Source organism: Pseudomonas sp. 32_A (assembly GCF_017490905.1).
In the GTDB taxonomy this organism is placed as follows: domain Bacteria; phylum Pseudomonadota; class Gammaproteobacteria; order Pseudomonadales; family Pseudomonadaceae; genus Aquipseudomonas; species Aquipseudomonas inefficax.
In genome coordinates, this window is sequence record NZ_JAFGYI010000064.1 from 1 (window position 1) to 20911 (window position 20911).

A 20911-nucleotide genomic window follows, 5' to 3' on the forward strand; every position below is an offset into this window, starting at 1 on the left:
CATTATTGGCGGACTTCAGGGCGTTTTATCCACAGTTGCAGGCCTTTGCTGCGGCTGGCCGGTTGTCTGGCAGTTAGTGCCGGGTTGGCATTGCTGGCCTCTTCGCGGGTAAACCCGCTCCCACAGGACACCACAGGCCTCAGGATGAGTGCCATCCCTGTGGCTCCCACAGCTATACCACAGACCTCAGGACTGCTATTGCAGTGGCTCCCACGGGTACACCACAGAACTCAGGATGAGCGCGGTCCCTGTGGGAGCGGGTTCACCCGCGAAAGGGCCAGAACAGGCAGTGCAACAATTCAGGCAGCCCGCGCCTGCCGCCTTGGCGCCAGCTCGACTTCTCCAACCCCGAACAACGCCAGGTGAATCGCCTGCTGCGCCTGCAGCGCCAGCACCGCTCGCTCCTTGCCCACGCTGCCGATCGGCTGCAACAGGTGAATGCACACCTCGCCCCGCGGCAGGGCAAACAGGCGCATCAGGTGCGACACCAGGTCATCGTCACCAATGAACGGCGCAATCGGGTCGATCTGGCCTTCACGCAGGTACTGGATGGCCACCGGCTGCACCGCCACGCCACGGTCGATGGCGCCTGCCAGCAGGCGGCCATGGAAGGTGCGCAGGGTACGGCCGCTGGTGGTGGTGCCTTCCGGGAAGATCAGCAGTGGCCGGGCAAGGCCCAGTTGCCCGGCGATCTGCTCGCGCAGGCGCTGGCTGTCGCCCCCGCCACGGCGGATGAACAGAGTGCCTGCCTTTTCCGCCAGCCAGCCGGCCACCGGCCAATGGCGCACTTCGGCCTTGGACAGGAACGACAGCGGCAGCAGCATGCCGAGCAGGGGGATATCGGTCCAGGACACGTGGTTGCTGACCCACAGCATCGGCCGCTGCGGCAGCTCGCCGATCACCCGCACATCGAAGGGCAAGGCAGTGACCAGGCGCTTCATGAACAGGCAGGTCCAGCGTTGGCGGCGCTCTATGGGCGCCTTGAACCCCAGGCGTTCGCCCAGGGCAATCACGCTGGCCATCAGCATGCCCAGCAGCAGTACCAGCAGCAGTCGAGTCAGGCGGGCCATTACCCGCAGCTTCGGCATCAGACCGCTGCCTTGAAGTGGCGGGCGTAGCGTGGGCACAGTTCGTCGCGCTTGAGCAGGATGAACACGTCGGCCACCTGGAAGTCTTCGTCCCAGCATGGCTCGCCGCAGATCTTCGCGCCCAGGCGCATGTACGCCTTGAGCAGCGGTGGCATTTCGGCAATGACGTTGTTCGGCAGGGGCAAGTTGGGCAACGGGTTCTTTGGCTCGGCGCGCAGGTGCTCGGTGCACAAGTAGCGGTCACGCAGGCGCTGCATCACCGCGTGGGCCTGTACCCCGCCATCCTGCATGGGGATGCTGGCGCAGCCCATCAGGTAGCTGTAGCGGCCTTCGTTGAGCACTTCGGCCAGTTCGCCCCAGAGCACGGCGATGGTGCCGCCGTTGCGGTAGTCGGGGGCTACGCAGGTACGGCCCAGCTCCAGGATCGGGCCCTGCAGCTGCAACAGCCCGTGCAGGCTGAATTCTTCTTCGCTATAGAAGCGGCCCAGGCTGCTGGCGGCCTGATGGTCCAGCAGGCGGGTGGTGGCAACCAGCTCACCGGTGTTCAGGTCGCGTACGCCAATGTGGCGGCAGTGCACGTCGTAGTCGTCCATGTCCAGGCCTTGCTCGGCTCCTTTGAGCTTGGCCTTGAATTCGGCGCTGAACACTTTGTAGCGCAGGGCCTGGGCTTCCTGCAGGGCCGCGGCGCCAACCAGGCGTTCGGCTTGCAGACGGCGTTCGGTGCTGTTGTCGCCAGCGTGAGCGATCCGAGTCATTACGAGTCTCCATAAGCCAGCCATGAAGGGTTGCGGCCGGTCGGCTTTGTTGTGCAAAGTCAGCCTAGGTAGATGGGGTGTCACCCCTGTGAATCTTTGGTGATGCTTGCGTGACACCCCCCTGAGCCTCAACTGAAAGCCCTTCAGCAAGGAGCCGACCGATGGCCTGGTTGCAACGACTCAACGACCCGCTTCGCCAAGCGCTGGCGGGCACCCTGGGCGAAACCTATGCCGCCCTGCTCGAACGCCTTGGCCCGGTTGCCCCGTTCGAACTGGCGGTGCTCGGCGGGCGCGCGATGAGCACCCCGGGCCTGGCCTTCCTGGTCGGCTACCAGGCCGCCTTGCGCGTGCTGTGGCCCAGTGCCCCACCCAGCCTCGGTGCCCTGTGTGCCACCGAACGGCGCAGCGTGCGGCCGGCGGACATGCACACGCGCCTGGACGGCTTGCGGCTGAGCGGCAGCAAGGATTTCGTCACCGCAGGCCTGGAGGCGGAATGGTTGTTGGTGGCGGCACGCTGCGAGGCGACTGGGGCGGCACCACAATTGAGCCTGGCGGTGGTCTACCCCGGGGAGCCCGGTGTGACGCTGGAAGCGCTGCCTACCCTGCCGCTGATGCCGGAGGTGGGTCATGGGCGACTGGTGCTGGAGCAGGCGGCGTGCGAGTTGCTGGCCGGTGATGGCTGGGATGCCTATGTGAAGCCGTTCCGTTCGCTGGAGGACTTGTATGTGCTTACGGCGTTGACGGCCTGGCTGTATGGCGTGGGGCAGGAGTGCGCCTGGCCACAGGCCCTGCGCCTGCAGTTGCTTGGGCTGCTGGCCGGGTGTGCCGAAGGTAGCCGGCAGTGCGCCGATAGCGTTGGCTGCCATTTGTTGCTGGGGGGATTGTTTGCACAGTTCCAGGCGCTGCGAGGGGAGATCGATGCTGCGTTGGCGGCGGGGCCGGCGCAGTGGGCGCAGATCTGGCAGCGTGACCAGGGGGTAATGGCACTGGCGGCGGCGGCGCGGGAGAAGCGGCTGAACAAGGCCTGGGTTGCTGCGGGATTGTCATGAATGCCTGATAGGTTTGGATGATCCGATGAATCCTGGGGCCGCTTTGCGGCCCTTTCGCGACACAAGGCCGCTCCTACAGGGGACCGCGTCAAGTTCAGGTTGACGCTGTACCTGTAGGAGCGGCCTTGTGTCGCGATAGGGCTGCGCAGCGGCCCCAAAGACGGCGATCACGATGAAGGTACTGTTGATCATACTGACAATGGTTGCGGGTTGTGCCCGGGCCGAAGACTGGCCCGAGCCCGACTGGCCGATCGATAGCCCCCCCCTCGACTGGCAAGCCGTCGACGCCTACGCCTTCCCCGCACACACCACCCCCGAACGCAGCGGCATCCGCACCGACGCCCTGCTGATCATCCGCGACGGCCGTATCCTTCACGAACGCTACGCCGCCCCCAGCACCGCCGCCACCGCCCACCTCACTTGGTCGATCAGCAAGAGCGTACTCGCCACGCTATTGGGCGTAGCCCAGGGCGAAGGCCGCTTCCAGCTGCAAGATCCGGTCGCCCGTTTCTACCCGGCCATGCACGCCCACCCTGGCGTGCGCATGGCCGACCTGCTGCATTGGGCCAGCGGCCTGGACTGGCAGGAAGACTACGAGTACGCCCCGCTCAAGTCCTCGGTGGTGGCCATGCTGTATACCCGTGGCCGCGAGGACATGGCGGCGTATACGGCCGCGCGGGAAGCGGTGGCCAGCCCGGGCCAGCGGTTTCTCTATTCCAGTGGCGACAGCAACCTGCTGGCCGCCGCGCTGCGTGGCATGCTCGATGCCGGTCAGTACCGCGACTACCCCTGGCATGCGCTGTTCACCCCTTTGGGCATCGACAGCGCGGTATGGGAGCGGGACCGCGCGGGAACCTACGTGGGCTCGTCCTACCTGTACCTCAGTGCTCGCGACCTGGCGCGCATCGGCCTGCTGATGCAGCGTGACGGGCGCTGGCAGGGGCGGCAATTGCTGCCCAAGCCCTGGGTGGCCTTCAACCGCACGCCGTTTGCCGGGGCCGAAGCGCTGCCCGGTGAGGCCAACCCCGGTGGCCATTGGTGGCTCAACCAGCCGCTGGCCGACGCTGCACGGCCTTGGCCGAGTGCGCCCGCAGACACCTATGCAGCCCTTGGCCACTGGGGCCAGGCGCTGTACGTGCTGCCCACGCAAAAGCTGGTCATCGTGCGTTATGCCGATGACCGCGACGGCAGCTACCAGCACGACGAACTGCTCAAGCGGATACTCGCGGTTCTGGCCGGGGAGGGGACATGAAGCGGGTACTGCTGGTTGTATTGCTGGGGGTGGTGTACTGGGCCTGGTACGAACGCCAGGCCTTGGCAGACTTCCCCGGCATTCTTTCGGCCTACTCGGCCAAGGAATATTGCTCGTGCCGCTTCGTCATGGGTTTCGAGCCGGCGTATTGCCAAGGCTATGTGAAGCAATGGCTGCCGCTGAGCTTGCTTGCGGAAGACAGCCAACAGCGGCAGGTCACCGCCGAAGGCCTGGGCCGACGCAACCAGGCCGCCTGGCAAGGCCCACGCGAGGGCTGCCGCTTGCTGCCGTGAAGGCGGGCGGGTAAGGTTGGCGGCCTGGTTTCACGAGATCTGTCATGTTCAAGCTGCCCCGCCTGCTACCCGCCCTGTTACTGGCTTTTTGCCTGCCCGCCCATGCCAACTGGCACCTCGATGGCGAGTCTTCGCGCCTTTCGTTCATTACCGGCAAGAACGGTAACAGCGCCGAAGTGCACCGGTTCCTGGTGCTGCATGGCACGGTTGACCGCAAGGGTGTGGCCGGGTTGCGCATCGAGATGGACTCGGTGAGCAGCGGTATTCCGCTGCGTGACGAACGCATGCGCGAGGACCTGTTCGAGGTCGAGCGCTTTGCCGAAGCCAAGGTGCAGGCGCAGCTGGACCTGCGGCCGATCAACGACCTGGCCAACGGTGCCCAGATCGAACTGCGCCTGCCGTTGACCGTGACCCTGCATGGCCAGTCGCACAGCTACAACGCCTTGCTGCTGGCCACCCGCCTGGACGAGAGACGCTTCCAGGTGGTGACTCTTGAGCCCCTGGTGCTGCGCGCCGAGGATTTCGGCCTGCTGCCGGGGCTGCAACGCCTGCGCAAGTTCGCCGGGCTCAAGTCGATCAACCCGTCGGTGCCGGTTAGCGCGGTGCTGATCTTCACCGCCCGCTGACATGCCGGGGCCGGTCTTTCCCTGGCGGGATGGCAACCAGTTCGAACTGCTGATCGACGGCCCCGAGTTTTTTCCGCGCATGCTCCTGGCGATCGTGCGCGCCGAGTTCCAGGTCGACCTCGAGCTGTACCTGGTCGAGGCCGGTGACTGCGCGGATGCGGTGGTCGAAGCGCTGGAGCAGGCTGCCCGACGCGGCGTGCGGGTGCGCTGCCTGTTCGACGACTATGGCTCGCTGGCTTTCAACAGCAAGTTGCGTCAGCGCCTGCTGGACGCAGGTGTGTACCTGCGCTGGTACAACCGCCTGCGCTGGAAGCGTGGCCTGCGCAACCTGTACCGCGATCACCGCAAGTTGCTGCTGGTGGACGAGCGCTGGGCAGTGGTGGGCGGCACGGGCGTCACAGACGAGTTCTGGACGCCGGGCGAGGCGACCAGTGAGTGGCACGAGGTGATGGTGCAGATGCAGGGGCCGGTAGTGAGCGACTGGCAGTTGCTGTTCGATCGCCAGTGGCACGCCAACAACCGTCGTACCGCCTGGCGCCCCGCCGAGGGCTTTGGCCTGCCGCGCCTGCCCAAGGTGCCTGCGCAGGGGCAGGGCATGGGCCGGGTGGCTTATGCCGACGCCCGCCAGCACCAGGACATCCTGCATTCGCTGGTGCGGGCGATCAACAGCGGCAAGCAGCGAGTCTGGTTGGCCACACCTTATTTCCTGCCGACCTGGAGCGTGCGCCGGTCGCTGCGCCGAGCCGCCGGTAAAGGGGTCGATGTACGGCTGCTGCTGACCGGGCCACGCACCGATCACCCATCGGTACGTTACGCCGGGCACCGCTATTACCCGCGTTTGTTGCGCGCAGGGGTACGCATCTACGAGTACCAGCCGTGTTTCCTGCACCTGAAGATGGTGCTGATCGACGACTGGGTCAGTATCGGCTCGTGCAACTTCGATCACTGGAACCTGCGCTTCAACCTCGAAGCCAATATCGAGGCCCTCGACCCGCCTCTGACGGCAGCCGTGCAGGCCAGTTTCGAGCGTGATTTCGCCTTGAGCGAGGTAGTCGACCTGAGCCACTGGAATGCCCGGCCGCTGTGGCGCCGGATGAAGCAGCGGTTGTGGGGTTGGCTGGACCGGTTGGTGGTCAACCTGCTCGACCGTCGTGACTGAGACCGGCTATCGTGCAGTGACTGTCTCAAGGCAATCGAAGGAGTGGGTGCGATGACGGCGAAGAAAATTCTCATGTTGGTCGGTGACTACGTCGAAGATTACGAGGTCATGGTGCCGTTCCAGGCGCTGAGCATGGTCGGGCATACCGTGCATGCGGTATGCCCGGAAAAGGTCGCGGGGCAGACCGTGCGTACCGCGATTCATGACTTCGAGGGCGAACAGACCTACAGCGAAAAGCCGGGGCACAATTTTGCCCTGAATTACGATTTCGTGCGGGTGCGTGCCGAGGGGTATGACGCGTTGCTGATCCCCGGTGGCCGGGCACCGGAGTACCTGCGTCTGGATGAAAAGGTGCTGGAGCTGGTGCGGGCGTTCGACCAGGCCGGCAAGCCGATTGCGGCGGTGTGCCATGGTGCCCAGCTGTTGGCGGCGGCGGGTGTGCTGGAGGGGCGCGAATGCAGTGCGTACCCGGCGTGTGCGCCGGAAGTGCGGCTGGCGGGCGGCACGTTCATCGATATCGCGGTGGACCAGGCGCATGTGGACGGCAACCTTGTGACGGCACCGGCATGGCCGGCGCATCCGGCGTGGCTGGCGGCATTTCTCAAGGTGCTTGGTACCCGCATCTCCTGATCGGGCCTCTTCGCGGGTAAACCCGCTCCCACAGGGATTGCACAGGTTTTTGGAATTTGTGGCGACCTTGTGGGAGCGGGTTTACCCGCGAAGAGGTCAGTACAGGCAATACACCCCTGCCAGGCTCAACCTACCTGCTCGACCCAGTCATTGAGGTTGTAGTAGTTGGTCACCCGGGCAATCTTCCCGCAATGGATATAGAAGAACGCCCCCGCCGGCAGCACATAGGTCTGCCCGTTGGCCGCCGGCAACCCTTCGTCATCGGCCAGATATTCCCCATGCACGGTGAATTCCGCCGCCGCGCGGCTGCCGTCGGCGTTCTGCATCACCACGATGTCGGCCAGGCGCTCGCGGTAACAGCGGTTCATCTTGTCCATGAACGCTGCAAACCGGGCCTTGCCCATCTGCCGCTCGCCCTGGTTGATGTCGTGGATCACATCCTCGCTGAGCAGGGCGAGAAAGGCCGGCATGTCGCCAGCGTTGAAGGCGGCGTAGTAAGCATTTACCAGTTCGGTAGCGGTCATGGAACAATACCTGTCGTGGAGGGAAAAGGCGGGTCGTTGCTCCGGATGATAGGGTTTCCCCTCAAGCCCGGCTTAGCCGAGCGCGTCATCCACATCGACAAAACGACCGCCAAGCATGGAAATACGCCTGTTGCACGGCGCCGCTATCGCGCCTTACATCGATGACCTCGCTCGCCTGCGCCTTACCGTGTTCCGCGAGTTTCCCTACCTTTATGACGGCACCCCGGAGTACGAGGCCGACTACCTGGCCACCTATGCCCGCTCCGGGCGCAGCCTGGTGGTACTGGCGCTCGACCACGGCAAGGTGGTCGGCGCCTCCACCGGCCTGCCGCTGGTGGATGTCGCCCCTGAGTTCCAGCAGCCGTTCCTGGCCCAGGGGCGCGACCCGGCCAGCGTGTACTACTTCGGTGAATCGGTGGTACTGCCCGAGTACCGTGGCCAAGGCCTGGGGGTGCGCTTTTTCATCGAGCGCGAGTCCTACGCACACAAACTGGCCGAGTTCGATTACTGCGCGTTCTGCGCGGTCGAACGGCCAGGCGTGCATCCACGGCGGCCAGCGGACTACAAGCCATTGCATGGCTTCTGGCGTAACCGCGGCTTCCTGCATGACCCGTCGCTGCGCACCAGCTACGCCTGGCGCGACCTGGACGAGCAGGAGAGTTCTGACAAGCTGATGTCGTTCTGGCTCAAGGAACTGCCGATATGATCCGCCTGGCGGCCTGCCAGTACGCTATCGAGCTGCATGAAACCTGGGAGGCCTACGCCGACCACCTGCAAGGCCTGTGCGCCGAGGCGGTGGAAGCGGGGGCCCGCCTGCTGCTGTTGCCGGAGTACGCCGGGCTGGTACTCAGCGGGCAGCTGAGTGCCGAGCAACGGGGTGACCTGAAGGCCTCCATTGCCGATATCCAGCCGTTGATCGAGCCCTGGAAGGCCTTGTGCGAGGGCCTCGCCCGGCGCTGGGGTATCTACCTGCAACCAGGTAGCGTACCGGTACTGGACAGCGATGGGCGCTACCGCAACCGTGCCTGGCTGTTCGGCCCCAACGGTGTGCTGGGCTTCCAGGACAAACTGATGATGACCCGTTTCGAGCGGGAGCAGTGGGACATAGCCGCGGGCCAGGGGCTGCAGGTGTTTGACACCGAACTGGGGCGCCTGGGGATCCTGATCTGCTACGACAACGAATTCCCGATGCTGGCCCGGTGCCTGGCCGAGGGTGGTGCCGACCTGATCCTTGCACCAAGTTGCACCGACACCGAGGCGGGTTACCACCGGGTGCGCATTGGCGCGCAGGCGCGGGCGCTGGAGAACCAGATTGCGGTGTTGCAGAGCCCTACTGTCGGGCTGGCGCCGTGGTCGCCGGCGCTGGACGAGAATATCGGCCGGGCAGGGTTGTTCGTGCCGCCGGACCATGGGATGCCGGGGGATGGGGTGGTGGCGCTGAGTGAAGAGCTGAGTCCGGTTTGCAGCCAGTGGCTGGTGTGTGAGGTGGATCTGGAAGAGGTGCGGCGGGTGAGGCGGGAAGGGCAGGTGTTTACCCGCAGGGACTGGCCGGAGCAGTTCGAAAGAATTGTGTAGAACAGGGCGGCCTCTTCGCGGGTGAACCCGCTCCCACAGGTATCGCGCAGCCTTGAGGCTTGTGCTGTCCCTGTGGGAGCGGGTTTACCCGCGAAAAAGGCGACGCTGTTACATCAGGCTTACTTCACTTCGACTGCCAGGCTCTGGGCGATCTTGCTCTGCCACAGGGCAGGGCCAGTGATGTGTACCGACTCACCGTTGCTGTCCACGGCGACGGTCACCGGCATGTCCTTGACCTCGAACTCGTAGATCGCTTCCATGCCCAGCTCGGCGAAGGCCAGGACCTTCGACTTGCGGATGGCCTGGGCCACCAGGTAGGCGGCGCCGCCGACGGCCATCAGGTACACGGCCTTGTTGTCCTTGATCGCTTCGATGGCGGTGGGGCCGCGCTCGGACTTGCCGATCATGCCCAGCAGGCCGGTCTGCTCGAGGATCTGGCGGGTGAACTTGTCCATGCGGGTGGCGGTGGTCGGGCCAGCTGGGCCTACCACTTCGTCACCGACCGGGTCGACCGGGCCGACGTAGTAGATGAAGCGGCCTTTCAGGTCCACCGGCAGCTCTTCGCCACGGTTGAGCATTTCGACCATGCGCTTGTGCGCGGCATCGCGGCCGGTCAGCATCTTGCCGTTGAGCAGGATGGTTTCGCCTGGCTTCCAGCTGGCGACTTCTTCCGGGGTGATGGCGTCGAGGTTGACGCGACGGGCGCTCGGGCCGGCTTCCCAGACGATTTCCGGGTAGGCGTCCAGCGACGGCGCTTCCAGCTCGGCCGGGCCGGAGCCATCGAGCACGAAGTGGGCGTGGCGGGTGGCGGCGCAGTTGGGGATCATGCACACCGGCAGCGAAGCGGCGTGGGTCGGGTAGTCCATGATCTTCACGTCGAGCACGGTGGTCAGGCCACCCAGGCCCTGGGCGCCGATGCCCAGCTGGTTGACCTTCTCGAACAGCTCCAGGCGGATTTCTTCCAGACGGTTCTGCGGGCCACGGGCTTTCAGTTCGTGGATGTCGATGGACTCCATCAACACTTCCTTGGCCATCACGGCGGCTTTCTCGGCAGTACCGCCGATGCCGATGCCGAGCATGCCAGGCGGGCACCAGCCAGCGCCCATGGTCGGGACGGTCTTCAGTACCCAGTCGACGATCGAGTCGGACGGGTTGAGCATGGCCATCTTCGACTTGTTCTCCGAGCCGCCGCCCTTGGCTGCGACATCGACCTCGACCTTGTCGCCGGGAACGATGGAGTAGTGGATCACTGCCGGGGTGTTGTCCTTGGTGTTCTTGCGGGCACCGGCCGGGTCGGCCAGGATCGAGGCGCGCAGGACGTTTTCAGGCAGGTTGTAGGCGCGACGCACACCTTCGTTGATCATGTCGTCGACGCTCAGGGTGGCGCCGTCCCAGCGCACGTCCATGCCCACGCGCACGAACACGGTGACGATACCGGTGTCCTGGCAGATCGGGCGGTGGCCGGTGGCGCACATGCGCGAGTTGATCAGGATCTGGGCGATGGAATCGCGGGCAGCGGGCGATTCTTCACGCAGATAGGCCTCGTGCATGGCCTGGATGAAATCGACGGGGTGGTAGTACGAGATGAATTGCAGGGCGTCGGCGACGCTCTGAATCAGGTCGTCTTGCTTGATCACGGTCATGCAGCGCGCTCCTCTTAAAGACGGGAACATTCATATAGACGCTCGACGGTGCCGACCAGCGTGTCGAAACGCCTTGCAAAGGCGCGCCGGCAGCATGGCCGACGCAAAAGGGCGCGGCAGTATAGCGTGCCTCACCGTGTGAAACACCTGCGAGTGGTCTGGACCATGGTCGGCAGGGGGCAGGCATTGTTCTTGCTGGCTCGCTGAAGAGATAGGATGCTTTGGAAGGGGCTGCTCTGCAGCCCATCGCCGGCAAGCCAGCTCCCACAGGATTGCACCATGCCTGAGGTTTGCACATTACCTGTGGGAGCTGGCTTGCCGGCGAATAGGGCGCAAAGCGCCCCCAGAAAATCAACAGCTGGAAGAGATAGCTGACAATGCCCGAACTTTGCGTAGGCGAGCGCCGCTGGGCGGTGCCGACCGGCAGCAACCTGCTCGATGCCTTGAATGATGCCGGGCTCAACGTGCCTTACAGCTGCCGCGCTGGCAGTTGCCATGCCTGCCTGGTGCACTGCCTGGCCGGGCAACCGCTGGACGCCTTGCCCCAGGCCTTGGCGCAGGACAAGCACGCCCAGGGCTGGCGCCTGGCCTGCCAGTGCCAGGTAGTCGAAGACCTGTGCCTGGCGCTGTTCGACCCGCAGCAGGATGGCGTGCCGGCGCAGGTGTGTGCCCTGGACTGGTTCGGCGATGTGCTGCGGGTGCGGTTACGTCCCGAACGGGCAATGCGTTACCAGGCGGGGCAGCATGTGGTGCTGTGGAATGGCACGGTAGCGCGGCCTTACTCCTTGGCCAGCCTGCCGGGCGAAGATGATTTTCTCGAGTTCCATATCGACTGTCAGCGCCCCGGTGCCTTTTGTGACAGGGCCCGTGGCTTGCAACTGGGTGATGTGCTGCGCCTGGGCGAGCTCAGGGGTGGGGCCTTGCATTACGACCCGGACTGGCAGCAGCGGCCGCTGTGGTTGCTGGCGGCGGGGACCGGGCTGGCGCCGTTGTGGGGCATCTTGCGCGAGGCATTGCGGCAGGGGCACCAAGGGGAAATCAGGGTGATGCATGTGGCGCGCGAGGGCGCCGGGCATTATCTGGCCGAGCCGTTGCGAGAGATGGCGGGTGTGAATGTCGAGTTGGTACTGGCAGAGCAGTTGGATGAAGCGTTGGCCGGGCTGCGGCCGTCATCGCGCCAGACGGTAGCGCTGGTGTGCGGGGCACCGGGGAGTGTCGAGCGGTTTTCCCGGCGGCTGTTCATTGCCGGGGTGCCGCGGGGGCAAGTGTTTGCCGATGTGTTTGTCGAGCATGCCTGAGGCATGTGTGTTGCCTGGGCTAGCCTGTTCGCGGGTAAACCCGCTCCCACAGGGTTAGTGGCAGGCCTGGGGCTAGCGCTGTACCTGTGGGAGCGGGTTCACCCGCGAAGGGCCGCAGAGCAGCCCTCTATGGAGCAGATCAACCGACCAGCGGATCACCGACATGCAGGATCTTCATGCCATTGGTGCCACCGATGGTGTGGTAGCTGTCACCCTTGGTCAGGATGACCCAGTCACCTTGCTCAACCAGGCCACGCTTGAGCAGTTCGTCGACGGCCGCCTGGCTCACCTTGTCGGCCGGCAGCGAAGCCGGGTCGAAGGCGATCGGGTAGACGCCACGGAACATGTTGGCGCGTGCCTGGGTGGCGCGGTGCGGCGACAGCGCGAAGATCGGCACGTGCGAACGCAGGCGCGACATGATCAGCGGGGTATAGCCACTTTCGGTCAGGGCGATGATCGCCTTCACGCCCGGGAAGTGGTTGGCGGTGTACATGGCCGCCAGGGCGATGCTTTCGTCGCAACGCTCGAAGGTGGTGTGCAGGCGGTGGCTGGACTTCTGGCTGGTCGGGTGCTTTTCGGCACCCAGGCAGATGCGGGCCATGGCCTGGACGGCTTCGATCGGGTAGGAGCCAGCGGCGCTTTCGGCCGACAGCATCACCGCGTCGGTGTTGTCCAGCACGGCGTTGGCCACGTCGGACACTTCGGCGCGGGTCGGCATCGGGTTCTGGATCATCGACTCCATCATCTGGGTCGCCACGATCACCGCCTTGTTGTTGCGGCGGGCGTGCTGGATGATCTTCTTCTGGATGGCGATCAGCTCGGCGTCACCGATTTCCACGCCCAGGTCGCCACGGGCAACCATCACGGCGTCGGAGGCGAGGATCAGCTTGTCGAGGGTCTCGTCGTCGGCCACCGCTTCGGCGCGTTCGATCTTGGCCACCAGCCAGGCACTGCCGCCAGCTTCGTCACGCAGCTTGCGTGCGTATTCCATGTCGCTGGCGTCACGCGGGAAGGACACGGCCAGGTAGTCCAGGTCCATTTCCGCGGCCAGCTTGATGTCGGCCTTGTCCTTCTCGGTCAGGGCCGGTGCGGTCAGGCCGCCGCCTTTACGGTTGATACCCTTGTGGTCCGACAGCGGGCCACCGATGATCACCACGCAGTGCAGGGCATCCGCGGTGGCGGTTTCGACGCGCATCACCACACGGCCATCGTCGAGCAGCAATTCGTCACCAACGCCGCAGTCCTTGACCAGGTCGGGGTAGTCGATACCGACGATGTCCTGGTTGCCTTCGGTCAGCGGGTGGGCAGTGGAGAAGGTGAACTTGTCACCGATCTTCAATTCGATGCGCTTGTTGGCGAACTTGGCGATGCGGATCTTCGGACCCTGCAGGTCGCCCAGCAGTGCAACATGGCGGCCGTTCTTGGCGGCGATTTCACGGATCAGGCGCGCGCGGGCCTTGTGCTCGTCCGGAGTGCCGTGGGAGAAGTTCAGGCGTGCCACGTCCAGGCCGGCGAGGATCAGCTGTTCGATCACTTCCGGCGAGTTGCTGGCGGGGCCAAGGGTGGCGACGATTTTGGTACGGCGGATGCTCATGCACAGACTCCTATAGTGAAGCGCAGCGAAAGGCTACTCCTGAATCTCGCTGTAGTCATTGTTCCGTTGCACTACCTGCGACCAAGGCAGGGTGGCATTTGAACGGGCAGGGTATCCTTGCAAAAGGGTGTGAAGATTTGCCGGCAAAGGCCGATACACTGGCATCAAAGGAGACCCCCATGCGAGCCCTGATCGTTTTAGCCCTGGCGGCCAGCGCCGTCGGCTGCACCCGCTGGTCCATGGACCACCACCTGAACAATGCCTACCGCGCCTACGACCGTGGCGATTGCGCGCGGGTCATGCTCGAGCTGTCACAGGTCGACCGCACCAGCCGTGCGCGACCGTTCATCCACCCCGAGGTGTCGCTGCTGCGCGGCCAGTGCCTGGAGCGCCAGGCGTTGTACGTGGATGCCGCGCAGACCTACCAGTACCTGATCCAGCAGTACCCGGGCAACGAATACGCCTATCGCGCCCAGGCGCGCCTGCAGACCCTGGAGAAACTCGGCCATTTGCGCGGCGCCGAAGCCGCCGTGGCCACCCCGGCAAGCGCCGCACCTTGGCGTTAACACCAAGGTGCATTTTATTTAACAGGATTTGCCGCGTGCACTGGGCTAATCTGTAACTCAGCTGTTACAACAACCGCCAGTTCCACGTATTCCTGGCTCCGGATACGGACTGCAATCGCGATCATGTTCAACAAGCGCCACATCGAACGCCATCAACTGCCTTGTGTCCTGCAGGTGTTCAACCGCTGTACCGGTCAGCTGATCGGCCAGCTGGGCAATGCTTCCGAGGACGGGCTCATGCTGATCAGCCAGTTGCCTGTGCTGGTCGGGCCCGATTACGACTTGCAGTTGCGTCTGCCGCTGGTCGGGGGCGGGCATCAGTTCGTCAACCTCACCGCCAGTTGCCTGTGGTGCCGCGAAGACCAGACGCCGGGGCATTACGATTCCGGCTTCATGCTGCTGCAGACCCCTCGCGAGTACGACGAATTCGTCCGCTCGTTGCGCGACTTTTTCAGCTTCAACCCGGCCAACGCTTCCGTCTGAGTCTGCGCATCCTGGCTCAGGCCAGAATCGCGCTAGAATCGGGTCGACCTCGATACAGGACGACCCCGTGACCTCCAGCATTTTCTGGCACGACTACGAAACCACCGGCATCAACCCGCGCTGTGACCGGCCGCTACAGGTGGCCGGCGTGCGCACCGACTTCGACCTCAACGAAATCGACGAGCCGATCAGCCTTTATTGCCGGCCCTCCGACGATATCCTGCCGCACCCGGCCGCCTGCCTGGTGACCGGTATTACCCCGCAACTGCTGGCCGAGCAGGGCTTGTGCGAAGCCGAGTTCATGACCCGGGTACATGCGCAACTGGCGCACCCTGGCACCTGCGGTGCTGGCTACAACACCCTGCGCTTCGACGACGAAGTGACCCGCTACAGCCTGTACCGCAACTTTTTCGACCCTTACGCGCGCGAGTGGCAGGGCGGCAACAGCCGCTGGGACCTGATCGACATCGTGCGCACGGCCTATGCATTGCGCCCGGACGGCATCGAGTGGCCGCAACAGGACGGGCGCACCAGCCTGCGCCTGGAACTGCTGAGCAAGGCCAATGGCATCGACCACGGGCATGCTCACGAGGCGCTTTCCGACGTGCGGGCAACCATCGCCCTGGCCCGCCTGATCCGTCAAAAACAGCCCAAATTGTATGATTGGCTGTTCCAGTTGCGCAGCAAGCATAAAGTGATGGAGCAGATCCGTTTGTTGCAGCCTCTGGTGCATATATCCGGGCGCTTCTCGGCGGCACGCAATTACCTTGGTGTCGTATTGCCATTGGCTTGGCACCCGCATAATCGCAATGCACTGATTGTGTGCGACCTGCATCAGGAAGCCCTACCGTTGTTACGGGATAGTGCTGAAGTTCTACGCCAGCGTTTGTATACCCGCCATGAAGAACTGGCCGAAGGCGAATTACCCGTTCCGCTCAAATTGGTGCAGATCAATCGCTGCCCGGTACTGGCACCACTTTCGGTATTGCGCCCGGCCGATCAACGACGGCTGGGTCTGGACTTGACGTTGTTACAATTGCGCGGCGAAGAATTGGCCAAGCAACAGGCGCAATGGCAAGACAAGCTGGAACACATCTATGGCAAGGAAGACTTCGCCTTGAGCGAAGACCCGGAACAACAGTTGTATGACGGTTTTCTGAGGGACCGTGACCGCCGCTTGTGCGAGCAAGTTCGTGCACTGGAACCGGCTCAGTTGGGCCGTGGGCAATGGATGTTCGATGACCCGCGCCTGCCTGAACTGTTGTTCCGCTATCGGGCGCGCAACTTCCCCGAGACCTTGACCGGCGAAGAGCGGCAGCGCTGGTTCAGCTTCTGCCAGCAGCGCCTGAGCGACCCGCGGTGGGGCGCGCCGAATACGTTGGGCGACTTCGAACAGGCGCGGCAGCAGGCCTGGGAGGGCGCCGACGAGGCGGGGCGGCGTGTGCTGGAGGCGTGGCAGGTACATGCTCGGCAGTTGCAGGCACAGTTTGCAATTGGCTGAGCGCTGACACAAAACGCGGGCAAACAAAAACGCCGGCAATATGCCGGCGTTCTTGTTGCGACAAGCAGCAGGCGTGTGCGGACAATCAGTCCAGCAGGGTCGCCCAGCTTTCAACCACATCGCCACCCCACTTGGCTTTCCATTCTTTCAGGGTCTTGTGGTTGCCGCCTTTGGTTTCGATCACTTCATTGTTGTGCGGGTTCTTGTATTGCTTGACCTTGCGCGCACGCTTGGTGGCGGTAGTCTTGACCGCACCACGAGGTGCCTTGCTCAGTTTCGACTCTGGGTCGAGCAGGGCAATCACGTCGCGCAGCGACTTGGAGTATTCGCCCATCAGTGTGCGCAGTTTGCCTTCGAACTCCAGTTCTTTCTTCAGCTTGTCATCCTGCGACAGGTTGGCCAGGCGGGCCTGAAGTTCCTTGATGGCTTCTTCGGTAGCGCGGTACTCGTTGATCAGGGACATGGAGTGTTCCTTAATGCGTGTTCAGAAATGTGTGGGGCAATAATAGACAGGCAATACTCGCAAGTAAACATATTGTTGGGCAATTAACTGTTAACTAAGCTGTGACAACCATTTTCAAGGTGAACAAAAATTTACAATTAACCCTGCATTTCGTCATGTCTGTCAGAGAATGTCCGCAGTGCGTCTCATCAGGATCGCAGGCCACTGCCGCTGCGATCAATACTGCGTTTTTCCTGGCGGGCCGCTAGAATGAGCGCCTTTGCGAAGTTCTGGAGTCTCATTCATGCGCACCTATCGTCTGGTGATCGCCTGCCCCGACCGTGTTGGCATCGTGGCGAAAGTCAGTAATTTCCTGGCCCTGTACAATGGCTGGATCAACGAAGCCAGCCACCACTCCGATGAGCAGAGCGGTTGGTTCTTCATGCGCCATGAAATCCGCGCCGAATCGCTGCCGTTCGGTATCGAAGCCTTCCGCGAGGCGTTTGCGCCGATCGCTGAAGAGTTCTCCATGACCTGGCGCATTACCGACTCGGCGCAGAAAAAGCGCGTGGTGCTGATGGCCAGCCGCGAGTCGCACTGCCTGGCCGACCTGCTGCACCGCTGGCACACCGATGAGCTGGACTGCGAGATCCCTTGCGTGATCTCCAACCACAACGACCTGCGCAGCATGGTCGAGTGGCACGGTATTCCGTTCTTCCATGTACCGGTCGACCCAAAGGACAAGGCCCCGGCCTTTGCCGAGGTTTCGCGCCTGGTGCAGGAGCACGCCGCCGATGTGGTGGTGCTGGCCCGCTACATGCAGATTCTGCCGCCGCAACTGTGCCAGGACTATGCTGAAAAGGTGATCAACATCCACCACAGCTTCCTGCCGTCGTTCGTCGGCGCCAAGCCGTATCACCAGGCTGCGCTGCGTGGTGTGAAGCTGATCGGCGCGACCTGCCACTACGTCACCGAAGAACTGGACGCAGGCCCGATCATCGAGCAGGACGTGGTGCGTGTCAGCCATGCTGACAGCATCGACGACATGGTCCGCTTTGGCCGTGATGTGGAGAAGATGGTGCTGGCCCGTGGCCTGCGTTATCACCTGGAAGACCGGGTGCTGGTACATGGCAACAAGACTGTGGTGTTTGACTGATACAGACTGGTTGCCTGTGAGGTTCTGGGGCTGCTTTGCAGCCCATCGCGACACAAGGCCGCTCCTACAAGGGATCGCGTACCGGCACTGCGTCGCGTAACTCCTGTAGGAGCGGCCTTGTGTCGCGAAAGGGGCGCGAAGCGCCCCCAGCAATCTGAGGGATAAGCCGATGGCCAAGCAGCGCAACCAACCCACCGCCTCACCCCCCCCCACCCTCGGTGAAGGCTGCCTGGCCCGCTACGACCCCGAAGCCCTGGCCGACACCGATGGCACCGATTTCCCTGGCGCCGCCGAACTTTGGCAGCAGCTCAACCCGCCTGACGCCGCCAGCGCTCCAGCAGCGGGCGCGCCAGCAGGCACACAAACACCGGCCCACCCGCCAGCAGATAAAAGTAGTAAGTGACTGCCCGCCATATCAGGATCGCCGCAGCTGCGGTCGAACTGCCCACCAGCGGCGTCAGCAGGCTGGCCGAGGTCAGCTCGGCGGCACCGGCGCCGCCAGGCAGCAGGCTGAACTGGCCGGCACTGAGCGACAGCATCTGCACCAGGAAGCTGGGGATCCACGCGAGGTCTACTCCCAACCCCCTCAATACCAGGTACAACACGCTATAGCGCAGGCCCCAGTGGGCGCAGGTCAGGGTGAACACCAAGGTCAGCGTGCGCTTGGGCAGACGCCAGGTCTGCGCCAGTGCGTCGATGAAGCGCAGCACTTTGCGCGCCCAGCGGCGTTTGCGCTGGCGGCTCACGCCCAGGCGGCGCAGCAATCTGCCGTTCACGCGCATCACCGTGCGCCGGTAACGCAGCAGGCCGATTACCCCGGCCAGAGCCGTGCACAGCATCAGCGCGCTGCCCAGCAACATGCTTTCCTGGCTGCGGCCCAGGCTGTGGAACAGCGCATAGCCGGCAATCGCCAGCATTGCGCAGAAAAAGAACACCAGGTCATTCAGCTGGTCCATGGCAAACACCGCGCCGCTGCGCGCCGGGCCGATACGGTCGCGTGCCAGCAGGGCCATCAGGGTCAAGGGGCCACCGCTGCCGGCTGGAGTGGTGCAGATGGCGAACTCAGTGGCCATCACCACACCCAGGCTGCGCATGCGCCCAAGCCTTGCCCCTTGCTGGCCGAGCAGCAGGCGCAGGCGGATGGCGTTGATGACCCAGCACAGCAGGATCATGCCCAGCAGGGTCAGCATCAGGCTGGGCGCGAAGCGCTGCAGCCTCGGCAGCAACTCGCTGCCGCCTAACAGGGCCGGAACCAGCACGGCGCCGAGCAGTGCCAGGGCCAGCCAGACCAGTCGGTTCATGGGCTGGCCTGGCGGTCGAGCCAGGTGGACTTGGTCAGGGGCTCGCGGCCCTGTGCCAGTAGCGTGTGCAAGGTGTTCAGCCAATAGTCGCGGGACGCGCGATGGCGCATGTCCACCGGGTGCAGGCCCAGGCGCAGGGTCTGGGCGCCGCGCCAGCGCCGGCATTGCCAGTCGCACAGCACCCGTGACAGGCCGCGGCGCCAGCTGCTGCGGGCACTCCAGACCAGCCCCGGGGCCTTGATCGCGGTGAAGTCCGGTAAACGGTACAGGTGCTGGGGCGTGCTGGTATAGCGCAGCGGCAGACGGCGCAGTGCCTGGCGGGTGCCTTCGCTCATCAGCCAGGCGGGCGCGACGAAGCCGGCCACTGGCCAACCCTGATGTGCGAACAGAGCCAGACCGTGCTCCAGGCGTTGCAGGGCCTGCTGCTGGTCGAGGGCGTAGAACTCGCCTTCATGGGTATAGATACGGCGCATGAAGTATTCGCCGGGCGTGCGCGGCGGCGGGCCGTTGTCGGCATGATAAAAGCCGTGCAGGGCAAGCTCGTCGCCCCGGGCCAGGCGCTGCTCGAGCAAGCGGCAGAAGCTGGGCGAGCGCTGCAGCGGGTTGCGGTGGTGAAAGTCCGGTACCACCAGCCAGGTCATGGGAATGCCGCCGATGGCATCGACGGCCTGGACGAAGGGTTGGTAGTCGGGCCAGGTCTCTGGCGCGACATCGTGCAGCACCAGCATCAGGCTGCGCGCTGGCGGCAGTGGCTCAGCCATGGGCGCGGACCTGCGGCTGGTGGCCAAGCACGGCCTGGTAGTGCTGCAGCAGGCCGGCGACCACATGGTCCCACGAATACTGCAGCTCGGCATGGCGACGGGCTTGTGCCCCGAGTTTGCGTACGCCGGCTTCGAACGCTTCTTGCACGGCCCTCGCCATGGCCTGGCCATCGTTGGGACGGCACAGGCGCCCACACTGTTCGTTGACGATTTCGCCGAAAGCACCGGCGCGCACCGCCACCACCGGCGTGGCGCTGGCCATCGCTTCGAGTATGACCAGGCCGAAGGTTTCCTGGTCACCAGCGTGCACCAGCAGGTCGGCGCTGGCCATCAGCCGGGCGACTTCCGGTGCCGGGCAGAAGTGATCGATCACACTCACGTTCTGTGGCACGTTGGCGGGCATGTTCGAACCCACCAGCAGCAAGTGGTAGGGGTGGCCCAGGTGCTGCATGCAGTCGAGCAGCACCGGCAGGTTCTTTTCCCGCGAACCACGGCCGGCGTAGATCAGCAGGCGACTGGTGTCGGCAATGCCCAGCTCGGCCCGCAACCGTGGGTCGCGCTGGCTGGGATGGAAGGTAGCCAGGTCCACGCCCAGGCGCTGCACGTGCACATCGCGTACCCCCAGGCGGCGCAACTTGTCGGCCATGACCTGGCTAGGGGCCAGGACCCGGTCGAAATTGCCGTACAGCTTGCTGACATAGGCCTCGACATTGGGGGTGAACCAGTTGCCCATGCGGTTGCTGACCAGCAGCGGCAGATCGGAATGGTAGAAGCCGATTACCGGCACATCGAGCTTGCGTCGCGCCTCCAGCGCAGCCCAGGCGGTCAAGTACGGGTCGCCGACTTCGATCAGGTCGGGCTTGAGCCGGCGCAGCACATTGCACCAGGGGGCCAGGCGCACCGGGAAACGGTAGCCATTGCCGAACGGCAGCGGCGGTGCGGGCACCTGGTAGATGCCGTCGGCGTGCTGGGCGCTGGCACCGGGTATCAGCAAGCTGTGGCGGACGCCCTGGATGGCGCCCAGGCGGTGGTGTTTGGCATCAAGATAGGTACGTACGCCGCCACTGGCGGGGGCGTAGAACATGGTGATGTCGGCGATGTGCACGATCAGCATCCCTCCGGGATCGTCTTCGGGTCTGTCATCCGGCGCTAACGGGCCGGCGATGACGCGCCTAAAGGTTGACCTATCAGAAGGATAGTTTGTTCGATCGGGGT

Annotated in this window: 23 protein-coding genes and 1 pseudogene; 15 read left to right on the forward strand and 9 right to left on the reverse strand. The window is 64.1% G+C overall.

The window, feature by feature from the left end; all coding sequences use genetic code 11:
• Positions 1-77 (forward strand): annotated as a pseudogene (locus J5M58_RS28360) (ACP phosphodiesterase); the annotation flags it as partial.
• 222 nt (positions 78-299) lie between these two features.
• On the opposite strand, the gene J5M58_RS24745 reads toward J5M58_RS28360, so the two are convergent.
• The gene (locus tag J5M58_RS24745; protein ID WP_112250372.1) at positions 300-1088 is read right to left on the reverse strand and encodes a lysophospholipid acyltransferase family protein; all 789 of its coding nucleotides are present in this window, start codon (positions 1086-1088) and stop codon (positions 300-302) included.
• Positions 1088-1843, reverse strand: coding sequence for an L-ornithine N(alpha)-acyltransferase (gene olsB, locus J5M58_RS24750; RefSeq protein WP_207879941.1), 756 nt, complete (start codon positions 1841-1843; stop codon positions 1088-1090). Before olsB ends, J5M58_RS24745 begins: the two co-directional genes overlap by 1 nt.
• Positions 1844-2004: 161 nt before the next feature.
• Here olsB and J5M58_RS24755 point away from each other — a divergent pair, with 161 nt between their 5' ends.
• The 6 genes from J5M58_RS24755 (at position 2005) to J5M58_RS24780 (ending at position 6852) form a co-directional block, all read left to right on the forward strand.
• On the forward strand, positions 2005-2892 hold the full coding sequence (locus J5M58_RS24755) for an acyl-CoA dehydrogenase (RefSeq protein ID WP_207879943.1): 888 nt from the start codon (positions 2005-2007) through the stop codon (positions 2890-2892).
• Between the two features lie 172 nt (positions 2893-3064).
• Entirely contained in the window at positions 3065-4144 is a 1080-nt protein-coding gene (locus J5M58_RS24760; RefSeq protein WP_207879945.1) for a serine hydrolase, read from the forward strand.
• Positions 4141-4437 (forward strand): amidase, encoded by a 297-nt coding sequence (locus J5M58_RS24765; protein WP_207879947.1) that lies wholly within the window; start codon positions 4141-4143, stop codon positions 4435-4437. The genes J5M58_RS24760 and J5M58_RS24765 overlap by 4 nt, the downstream gene beginning before the upstream one ends.
• A gap of 44 nt (positions 4438-4481) precedes the next feature.
• Positions 4482-5063 carry a YceI family protein gene (locus J5M58_RS24770; protein WP_207879949.1) on the forward strand — a complete coding sequence of 194 codons (582 nt, stop codon included), beginning with the start codon at positions 4482-4484 and terminating at the stop codon, positions 5061-5063.
• Position 5064: 1 nt separating this feature from the next.
• Positions 5065-6222, forward strand: a complete 1158-nt coding sequence (locus J5M58_RS24775) for a phosphatidylserine/phosphatidylglycerophosphate/cardiolipin synthase family protein (protein WP_207879951.1) — start codon at positions 5065-5067, stop codon at positions 6220-6222.
• A gap of 51 nt (positions 6223-6273) precedes the next feature.
• Entirely contained in the window at positions 6274-6852 is a 579-nt protein-coding gene (locus J5M58_RS24780) for a DJ-1/PfpI family protein (protein ID WP_112250384.1), read from the forward strand.
• Positions 6853-6977: 125 nt separating this feature from the next.
• On the opposite strand, the gene J5M58_RS24785 is transcribed toward J5M58_RS24780, so the two are convergent.
• Positions 6978-7376 (reverse strand): nuclear transport factor 2 family protein, encoded by a 399-nt coding sequence (locus J5M58_RS24785; RefSeq protein WP_015271666.1) that lies wholly within the window; start codon positions 7374-7376, stop codon positions 6978-6980.
• Positions 7377-7491: 115 nt separating this feature from the next.
• On the opposite strand from J5M58_RS24785, the gene J5M58_RS24790 reads away from it, so the two are divergent.
• Positions 7492-8082 carry a GNAT family N-acetyltransferase gene (locus J5M58_RS24790; RefSeq protein WP_112250386.1) on the forward strand — a complete coding sequence of 197 codons (591 nt, stop codon included), beginning with the start codon at positions 7492-7494 and terminating at the stop codon, positions 8080-8082.
• A complete protein-coding gene (locus tag J5M58_RS24795; protein ID WP_207879953.1) occupies positions 8079-8951 on the forward strand; it encodes a carbon-nitrogen hydrolase family protein in 873 nt (290 codons plus the stop codon). The genes J5M58_RS24790 and J5M58_RS24795 overlap by 4 nt, the downstream gene beginning before the upstream one ends.
• A 119-nt stretch (positions 8952-9070) precedes the next feature.
• On the opposite strand, the gene J5M58_RS24800 is transcribed toward J5M58_RS24795, so the two are convergent.
• Entirely contained in the window at positions 9071-10594 is a 1524-nt protein-coding gene (locus J5M58_RS24800; RefSeq protein ID WP_112250390.1) for a fumarate hydratase, read from the reverse strand.
• A gap of 377 nt (positions 10595-10971) precedes the next feature.
• On the opposite strand from J5M58_RS24800, the gene J5M58_RS24805 reads away from it, so the two are divergent.
• Positions 10972-11892, forward strand: coding sequence for an iron-sulfur-binding ferredoxin reductase (locus tag J5M58_RS24805; RefSeq protein WP_207879955.1), 921 nt, complete (start codon positions 10972-10974; stop codon positions 11890-11892).
• Between the two features lie 139 nt (positions 11893-12031).
• Here J5M58_RS24805 and pyk read toward each other — a convergent pair whose 3' ends face one another.
• Positions 12032-13486: a pyruvate kinase gene (gene pyk, locus J5M58_RS24810; protein WP_112250396.1), complete on the reverse strand. Its 1455-nt coding sequence runs from the start codon at positions 13484-13486 to the stop codon at positions 12032-12034.
• 179 nt (positions 13487-13665) lie between these two features.
• Between pyk and J5M58_RS24815 the strand changes: the two genes are divergently transcribed.
• The 3 genes from J5M58_RS24815 to sbcB all read left to right on the forward strand — a co-directional run bounded on the left by J5M58_RS24815 (position 13666) and on the right by sbcB (position 16036).
• Complete coding sequence (locus J5M58_RS24815) at positions 13666-14052, forward strand: tetratricopeptide repeat protein (RefSeq protein ID WP_112250398.1); 387 nt, start codon at positions 13666-13668, stop codon at positions 14050-14052.
• Positions 14053-14175: 123 nt separating this feature from the next.
• Positions 14176-14535: a PilZ domain-containing protein gene (locus J5M58_RS24820; RefSeq protein WP_112250400.1), complete on the forward strand. Its 360-nt coding sequence runs from the start codon at positions 14176-14178 to the stop codon at positions 14533-14535.
• A 67-nt stretch (positions 14536-14602) separates the two neighbouring features.
• Positions 14603-16036, forward strand: coding sequence for an exodeoxyribonuclease I (gene sbcB / locus J5M58_RS24825; protein ID WP_112250402.1), 1434 nt, complete (start codon positions 14603-14605; stop codon positions 16034-16036).
• 85 nt (positions 16037-16121) lie between these two features.
• Here sbcB and mvaT read toward each other — a convergent pair whose 3' ends face one another.
• Positions 16122-16499 carry a histone-like nucleoid-structuring protein MvaT gene (mvaT, locus tag J5M58_RS24830; protein ID WP_003259590.1) on the reverse strand — a complete coding sequence of 126 codons (378 nt, stop codon included), beginning with the start codon at positions 16497-16499 and terminating at the stop codon, positions 16122-16124.
• 283 nt (positions 16500-16782) lie between these two features.
• Here mvaT and purU point away from each other — a divergent pair, with 283 nt between their 5' ends.
• Positions 16783-17634 (forward strand): formyltetrahydrofolate deformylase, encoded by an 852-nt coding sequence (gene purU / locus J5M58_RS24835; protein ID WP_023662871.1) that lies wholly within the window; start codon positions 16783-16785, stop codon positions 17632-17634.
• 169 nt (positions 17635-17803) lie between these two features.
• The gene (locus J5M58_RS28090) at positions 17804-18037 is read left to right on the forward strand and encodes a hypothetical protein (RefSeq protein WP_243432516.1); all 234 of its coding nucleotides are present in this window, start codon (positions 17804-17806) and stop codon (positions 18035-18037) included.
• On the opposite strand, the gene J5M58_RS24840 is transcribed toward J5M58_RS28090, so the two are convergent.
• From J5M58_RS24840 to J5M58_RS24850, 3 genes are read right to left on the reverse strand one after another with little or no spacing between them, the layout of a single operon-like run.
• A complete protein-coding gene (locus J5M58_RS24840) occupies positions 17943-18935 on the reverse strand; it encodes a lysylphosphatidylglycerol synthase transmembrane domain-containing protein (RefSeq protein WP_207879957.1) in 993 nt (330 codons plus the stop codon). The genes J5M58_RS28090 and J5M58_RS24840 overlap by 95 nt on opposite strands.
• Positions 18932-19696, reverse strand: coding sequence for a DUF2334 domain-containing protein (locus J5M58_RS24845; RefSeq protein WP_207879959.1), 765 nt, complete (start codon positions 19694-19696; stop codon positions 18932-18934). The genes J5M58_RS24840 and J5M58_RS24845 overlap by 4 nt, the downstream gene beginning before the upstream one ends.
• Complete coding sequence (locus J5M58_RS24850; RefSeq protein ID WP_207879961.1) at positions 19689-20810, reverse strand: glycosyltransferase family 1 protein; 1122 nt, start codon at positions 20808-20810, stop codon at positions 19689-19691. Before J5M58_RS24850 ends, J5M58_RS24845 begins: the two co-directional genes overlap by 8 nt.
• Between the last annotated feature and the right edge of the window lie 101 nt (positions 20811-20911).

Coding starts and splice junctions, on each gene's coding strand:
- J5M58_RS24785 (WP_015271666.1), bottom strand. CDS start 7,376: ATGACCGCTACCGAACTGGTAAATGCTTACTACGCCGCCTTCAACGCT.
- J5M58_RS24790 (WP_112250386.1), top strand. CDS start 7,492: ATGGAAATACGCCTGTTGCACGGCGCCGCTATCGCGCCTTACATCGAT.
- J5M58_RS24820 (WP_112250400.1), top strand. CDS start 14,176: ATGTTCAACAAGCGCCACATCGAACGCCATCAACTGCCTTGTGTCCTG.
- J5M58_RS24780 (WP_112250384.1), top strand. CDS start 6,274: ATGACGGCGAAGAAAATTCTCATGTTGGTCGGTGACTACGTCGAAGAT.
- J5M58_RS28090 (WP_243432516.1), top strand. CDS start 17,804: ATGGCCAAGCAGCGCAACCAACCCACCGCCTCACCCCCCCCCACCCTC.
- J5M58_RS24840 (WP_207879957.1), bottom strand. CDS start 18,935: ATGAACCGACTGGTCTGGCTGGCCCTGGCACTGCTCGGCGCCGTGCTG.
- mvaT (WP_003259590.1), bottom strand. CDS start 16,499: ATGTCCCTGATCAACGAGTACCGCGCTACCGAAGAAGCCATCAAGGAA.
- pyk (WP_112250396.1), bottom strand. CDS start 13,486: ATGAGCATCCGCCGTACCAAAATCGTCGCCACCCTTGGCCCCGCCAGC.
- J5M58_RS24765 (WP_207879947.1), top strand. CDS start 4,141: ATGAAGCGGGTACTGCTGGTTGTATTGCTGGGGGTGGTGTACTGGGCC.
- J5M58_RS24815 (WP_112250398.1), top strand. CDS start 13,666: ATGCGAGCCCTGATCGTTTTAGCCCTGGCGGCCAGCGCCGTCGGCTGC.
- olsB (WP_207879941.1), bottom strand. CDS start 1,843: ATGACTCGGATCGCTCACGCTGGCGACAACAGCACCGAACGCCGTCTG.
- J5M58_RS24795 (WP_207879953.1), top strand. CDS start 8,079: ATGATCCGCCTGGCGGCCTGCCAGTACGCTATCGAGCTGCATGAAACC.
- J5M58_RS24745 (WP_112250372.1), bottom strand. CDS start 1,088: ATGCCGAAGCTGCGGGTAATGGCCCGCCTGACTCGACTGCTGCTGGTA.
- J5M58_RS24850 (WP_207879961.1), bottom strand. CDS start 20,810: ATGCTGATCGTGCACATCGCCGACATCACCATGTTCTACGCCCCCGCC.
- purU (WP_023662871.1), top strand. CDS start 16,783: ATGCGCACCTATCGTCTGGTGATCGCCTGCCCCGACCGTGTTGGCATC.
- J5M58_RS24805 (WP_207879955.1), top strand. CDS start 10,972: ATGCCCGAACTTTGCGTAGGCGAGCGCCGCTGGGCGGTGCCGACCGGC.
- J5M58_RS24800 (WP_112250390.1), bottom strand. CDS start 10,594: ATGACCGTGATCAAGCAAGACGACCTGATTCAGAGCGTCGCCGACGCC.
- J5M58_RS24775 (WP_207879951.1), top strand. CDS start 5,065: ATGCCGGGGCCGGTCTTTCCCTGGCGGGATGGCAACCAGTTCGAACTG.
- J5M58_RS24770 (WP_207879949.1), top strand. CDS start 4,482: ATGTTCAAGCTGCCCCGCCTGCTACCCGCCCTGTTACTGGCTTTTTGC.
- J5M58_RS24845 (WP_207879959.1), bottom strand. CDS start 19,696: ATGGCTGAGCCACTGCCGCCAGCGCGCAGCCTGATGCTGGTGCTGCAC.
- J5M58_RS24760 (WP_207879945.1), top strand. CDS start 3,065: ATGAAGGTACTGTTGATCATACTGACAATGGTTGCGGGTTGTGCCCGG.
- J5M58_RS24755 (WP_207879943.1), top strand. CDS start 2,005: ATGGCCTGGTTGCAACGACTCAACGACCCGCTTCGCCAAGCGCTGGCG.